Source organism: Helicobacter jaachi (assembly GCF_000763135.2).
GTDB lineage: Bacteria > Campylobacterota > Campylobacteria > Campylobacterales > Helicobacteraceae > Helicobacter_C > Helicobacter_C jaachi.
Genome location: NZ_JRPR02000019.1, coordinates 1 through 6,050, shown reverse-complemented (window position 1 = coordinate 6,050; position 6,050 = coordinate 1). Strand labels below are relative to the sequence as shown.

Sequence of the window (6,050 nt, the reverse complement as noted above, 5' to 3'; positions counted from 1 at the left end):
TCCTAAGCCCACTTTAAGCTTTAAGCCTGTAATATTTCACTCCCATTTGATTGAGCTTCTAGTCTCTTCTCTTAGGTTTTCATTACAAAGTTTTTAGTTTTTTTGTTACATACCCTAAAAACCATAAAGTAGTGTCTTAAGATTTGTGTGCTTGAATATGATTTCAATGGTTGTTCTTTATCAATATAGTCAATTCATATAGCTTTTAAGATGCTTGCAAGAGCATTTACATTAAAGGCATTTACATAAGCAACACTTACATTATCACATTGTGTCATGCAATCCACATTGTGCTTAAAGTAGTGGAACCTTATAGTAAGTTTCTTTGATATGTAGGCTTAGGGTTATTTTGGCTGATTTATATTTGGTATGATCTTTGACATCTAAGCAAGAAACATTTAAGTATGATTACTACTTAAAGTAATAAAGACTTAAAGTTTCTTAGTTCATTTCTTATAACTCATTATATGACTTTGAGAGATACTATAAATTAAGCAATTGCTTGAAGTAGTGTATTTTAAATAATAGCCTCATATTGCACTGCCCACTACACTATGTTGTGATATCATAGTGTAGTGATTTACATTGTGATTATGTGTAGTTATTTATAAAATACCTAAACTAGAGCAACCTCAATTATAGAATCTAACTTTGTCTTTGTGATTACAAGTAACACTAAGAGATTAAAGGACAAACTCACACAAGACTTTGCTTTTATTAACAATAAAAGAGTTTAAAAAGAGCTTGTGTGTTTTATAGAATCTAGTTTGTAGATAACATCTTAAGTTTTTAAGATGTTAGATTTTATGGGCTAGATTCTATATTTTTCTGTAACTTTTTGGAGAGTTTCTGCCATTGCAATATATGGCTCAAACTCCCCATTTCTTATGGAGAGTTTGATCCTGGCTCAGAGTGAACGCTGGCGGCGTGCCTAATACATGCAAGTCGAACGATGAAGCTTTTAGCTTGCTAGAAGTGGATTAGTGGCGCACGGGTGAGTAACGCATAGATAACATGCCCTTTAGTCTGGGATAGCCACTGGAAACGGTGATTAATACTAGATACACCTTACGAGGGAAAGTTTTTCGCTAAAGGATTGGTCTATGTCCTATCAGCTTGTTGGTAAGGTAATGGCTTACCAAGGCTATGACGGGTATCCGGCCTGAGAGGGTGAACGGACACACTGGAACTGAGACACGGTCCAGACTCCTACGGGAGGCAGCAGTAGGGAATATTGCTCAATGGGGGAAACCCTGAAGCAGCAACGCCGCGTGGAGGATGAAGGTTTTAGGATTGTAAACTCCTTTTGTTAGAGAAGATTATGACGGTATCTAACGAATAAGCACCGGCTAACTCCGTGCCAGCAGCCGCGGTAATACGGAGGGTGCAAGCGTTACTCGGAATCACTGGGCGTAAAGAGTGCGTAGGCGGAAGGGCAAGTCAGATGTGAAATCCTGTAGCTTAACTACAGAACTGCATTTGAAACTGCCTTTCTAGAGTGTGGGAGAGGTAGGTGGAATTCTTGGTGTAGGGGTAAAATCCGTAGAGATCAAGAGGAATACTCATTGCGAAGGCGACCTACTAGAACATAACTGACGCTCATGCACGAAAGCGTGGGGAGCAAACAGGATTAGATACCCTGGTAGTCCACGCCCTAAACGATGAATGCTAGTTGTTGCCCTGCTTGTCAGGGCAGTAATGCAGCTAACGCATTAAGCATTCCGCCTGGGGAGTACGGTCGCAAGATTAAAACTCAAAGGAATAGACGGGGACCCGCACAAGCGGTGGAGCATGTGGTTTAATTCGAAGATACGCGAAGAACCTTACCTAGGCTTGACATTGATAGAATCTGCTAGAGATAGCGGAGTGTCTAGTTTTCTAGACCTTGAAAACAGGTGCTGCACGGCTGTCGTCAGCTCGTGTCGTGAGATGTTGGGTTAAGTCCCGCAACGAGCGCAACCCTTATCCTTAGTTGCTAGCAGTTTGGCTGAGCACTCTAAGGAGACTGCCTTCGTAAGAAGGAGGAAGGTGAGGACGACGTCAAGTCATCATGGCCCTTACGCCTAGGGCTACACACGTGCTACAATGGGGTGCACAATGAGATGCAATACTGCGAAGTGGAGCTAATCTCAAAAACATCTCTTAGTTCGGATTGTAGTCTGCAACTCGACTACATGAAGCTGGAATCGCTAGTAATCGCAAATCAGCAATGTTGCGGTGAATACGTTCCCGGGTCTTGTACTCACCGCCCGTCACACCATGGGAGTTGTATTCGCCTTAAGTCGGGATACTAAATTGGTTACCGCCCACGGCGGATGCAGCGACTGGGGTGAAGTCGTAACAAGGTAACCGTAGGTGAACCTGCGGTTGGATCACCTCCTTTCTAAGAGAATCTTTAAGACATTCACTTGTCTTAAACATAACCCTTGAAATATAAGTGTAAGAAATACTTAAATGCCTTGCTTAGTTTTCAAAGATTGCCCAAATACTTATCGCTTAAATACAAGCTTAAGGGCTTATAGCTCAGGTGGTTAGAGCGCACCCCTGATAAGGGTGAGGTCGGAGGTTCAAGTCCTCCTAAGCCCACCATTTAAGTTTAGCTTTTGATTTTAGAATCTAGATTCTATTATTTTATCATTTGCGTTAAGGCAAAGGTTTTAGAATCTTGTTTGTGAAAGTTAAAATTATCTAAGGGGAATTAGCTCAGCTGGGAGAGCGCCTGCTTTGCACGCAGGAGGTCAGCGGTTCGATCCCGCTATTCTCCACCATCTTTATGAATTGTTCTTTTAAATGTTAGTGTTAAAGTTTAATGCAAGGGTTTTTGGTTTGCTTTGTGCTTTTTATAGAATCTTTTAGAATCTAGATTCTATTTAGATTTTATGTAAAGGGCATGGAATCTAAAGTCGTAAAATATAGAATCTAGAGACGCAAGATTAGATTCTAAAAAAACATAGAATCTACATAGAATCTAAATTTAAAGCTAATTTATAGAATCTAGATTCTAAAACTTTTGCATTAGGCTTTAAAACACGCGTTATTTAAAGTTCTAAATGTTATTTGAAATCTTATTGTTAATAGCCTAAATAGTAATAGTAAATTTAACTACAATTACGCGACATACTTGCTTTATTGAGTGCATACATTCAATAAGGCAGTATCCTTAAAAATACAAAAAGCTTTTAAGGGCAAATGGTGGATGCCTTGGGTGATAGAGGCGATGAAGGACGTACTAAGCTGCGATAAGCTATGGGGAGCTGCTAAGAAGCATTGAGCCATAGATTTCCGAATGGGGCAACCCAGTTAGTAGAGATACTAACTACCTATAATGGAGCGAACCTAGCGAAGTGAAACATCTCAGTAGCTAGAGGAAAAGAAATCAACAGAGATTCTCTAAGTAGCGGCGAGCGAAAGGAGAAAAGGGCAAACCAGTAGCTTGCTACTGGGGTTTTGGACTGCGATATCCACTTGTATCATTTAGCAGAATTATTTGGAAAACTAAGCTATAAAGGGTGATAGCCCCGTATGCGAAAAATGATACATAGGTAGCAGTATCCAGAGTAGGTCAGGACACGTGAAATCCAGACTGAAGATGGGGAGACCACTCTCCAACCCTAAATACTACTATCACACCGATAGCGAACAAGTACCGTGAGGGAAAGGTGAAAAGAACCGCAGTGAGCGGAGTGAAATAGAACCTGAAACCATTTGCCTACAATCATTCAGAGCCCTATGATTTATCAGGGTGATGGACTGCCTTTTGCATAATGATCCTGCGAGTTGTGGTATCTGGCAAGGTTAAGCAAACGCGAAGCCGTAGCGAAAGCGACTTTTAACGAGGGTTTAGTCAGATGCTGCAGACCCGAAGCCAAGTGATCTATCCATGACCAAGTTGAAGTAAGTGTAATAGCTTATGGAGGACTGAACTCGTACCCATTGAAACGGGTTGAGATGAGTTGTGGATAGGGGTGAAAGGCCAAACAAACTTGGTGATAGCTGGTTCTCTTCGAAATATATTTAGGTATAGCCTCAAGTGATAGTAATAGGGGGTAGAGCTCTGATTGGGCTAGGGCTACTCACCGTGGTACCAACCCCTGTCAAACTGCGAATACCTATTACCGTATCTTGGGAGTCAGGCGGTGGGTGATAAAATCAATCGTCAAAAGGGGAACAACCCAGACTACCAACTAAGGTCCCAAAGTTCTATGTCTGAGTGGAAAATGATGTGAAGTTACTTAGACAACCAGGAGGTTGGCTTAGAAGCAGCCATCCTTTAAAGAAAGCGTAACAGCTCACTGGTCTAGTGATTTTGCGCAGAAAATATAACGGGGCTAAGATAGACACCGAAGTTGTAGATTATGCTGATGCATAGTGGTAGAAGAGCGTTCGTATCGCATTGAAGGTATATCGGCAAGAAGTGCTGGAGCGATGCGAAGTGAGCATGCAGGAATGAGTAGCGATAAAAGTGGTGAGAATCCACTTCGCCGAAAGTCTAAGGTTTCCTACGCGATGCTCGTCATCGTAGGGTTAGTCGGGTCCTAAGACAAGTTCGAAAGAGGTAGTCGATGGAAAATGGGTTAATATTCCCATACCAACTATTGTGTGCGATGGGGGGACGCATAAGGTTAAATGGCGTTAGCTGATGGAATAGCTAATTTAAAAGCGTAGCTTGAGAGATAGGCAAATCCGCTCTTGTATGTGAAACTTGAATAGCTTGTTGCGACCTTCGGGTTAAGATAAGTGCCATTGATACCATCGTGCCAAGAAAAGCCTCTAAGTTTAGCAATAGTTGCCCGTACCGCAAACCGACACAGGTAGATGAGATGAGTATTCTAAGGCGCGTGAAAGAACTCTCTTTAAGGAACTCTGCAAACTAGCACCGTAAGTTCGCGATAAGGTGTGCCTATGCAAATAGGTCTCAGCAAAGAGTCCCTCCCGACTGTTTACCAAAAACACAGCACTTTGCAAACTCGTAAGAGGAAGTATAAGGTGTGACGCCTGCCCGGTGCTCGAAGGTTAAGAGGATTTGTTAGCAGCAATGCGAAGCTTTGAATTGAAGCCCGAGTAAACGGCGGCCGTAACTATAACGGTCCTAAGGTAGCGAAATTCCTTGTCGGTTAAATACCGACCTGCATGAATGGCGTAACGAGATGGGAGCTGTCTCAAAGAGTGATTCAGTGAAATTGTAGTGGAGGTGAAAATTCCTCCTACCCGCGGCAAGACGGAAAGACCCCGTGGACCTTTACTACAGCTTGGCACTGCCGATGGGAGCATTATGCGCAGGATAGGTGGGAGGCTTTGAAATCTTTACTCTGGTGGAGATGGAGCCATCGTTGAGATACCACCCTTAATGCTTCTATTTGCTAACTAGCTTATGTTATCCATAAGTAGGACAATGCCTGGTGGGTAGTTTGACTGGGGCGGTCGCCTCCTAAAAAGTAACGGAGGCTTGCAAAGGTTGGCTCATTGCGGTTGGAAATCGCAAGCAGAGTGTAATGGCATAAGCCAGCCTGACTGTAAGACAAACAAGTCGAGCAGAGACGAAAGTCGGTCATAGTGATCCGGTGATTCTGTGTGGAAGGGTCATCGCTCAAAGGATAAAAGGTACCCCGGGGATAACAGGCTGATCTCCCCCAAGAGCTCACATCGACGGGGAGGTTTGGCACCTCGATGTCGGCTCATCGCATCCTGGGGCTGGAGCAGGTCCCAAGGGTATGGCTGTTCGCCATTTAAAGCGGTACGCGAGCTGGGTTCAGAACGTCGTGAGACAGTTCGGTCCCTATCTGCCGTGGGCGCAGGAGAGTTGAGGAGAGCTATCCCTAGTACGAGAGGACCGGGATGGACATGCCACTGGTGTAGCAGTTGTTCTGCCAAGAGCATCGCTGCGTAGCTACGCATGGACGTGATAACCGCTGAAAGCATCTAAGCGGGAAGCCAACTCCAAGATTAACTCTCCCTGAAGGTCGCAGCAAGACTAGCTGCTTGATAGGGTAGATGTGTAAGCATAGTAATATGTTTAGCTGACTACTACTAATAGACCGCTTGGCTTTTTT

The 6,050-nt window shown here is 43.4% G+C and carries 2 tRNA genes and 2 rRNA genes; all 4 read left to right on the top strand.

What is annotated here, in order from left to right:
• Positions 1–884 precede the first annotated feature (884 nt).
• The 4 genes from LS71_RS09260 (at position 885) to LS71_RS09245 (ending at position 6,050) form a co-directional block, all read left to right on the top strand.
• Positions 885–2,383: ribosomal RNA gene (locus LS71_RS09260) — 16S ribosomal RNA — on the top strand.
• A 129-nt stretch (positions 2,384–2,512) separates the two neighbouring features.
• A tRNA-Ile gene (locus LS71_RS09255) sits at positions 2,513–2,589 on the top strand.
• A 103-nt stretch (positions 2,590–2,692) separates the two neighbouring features.
• Positions 2,693–2,768 (top strand) — tRNA-Ala (locus tag LS71_RS09250).
• 401 nt (positions 2,769–3,169) lie between these two features.
• A 23S ribosomal RNA gene (locus LS71_RS09245) occupies positions 3,170–6,050 on the top strand.
• Together the 16S and 23S rRNA genes with 2 tRNA genes alongside form the textbook arrangement of a ribosomal RNA operon.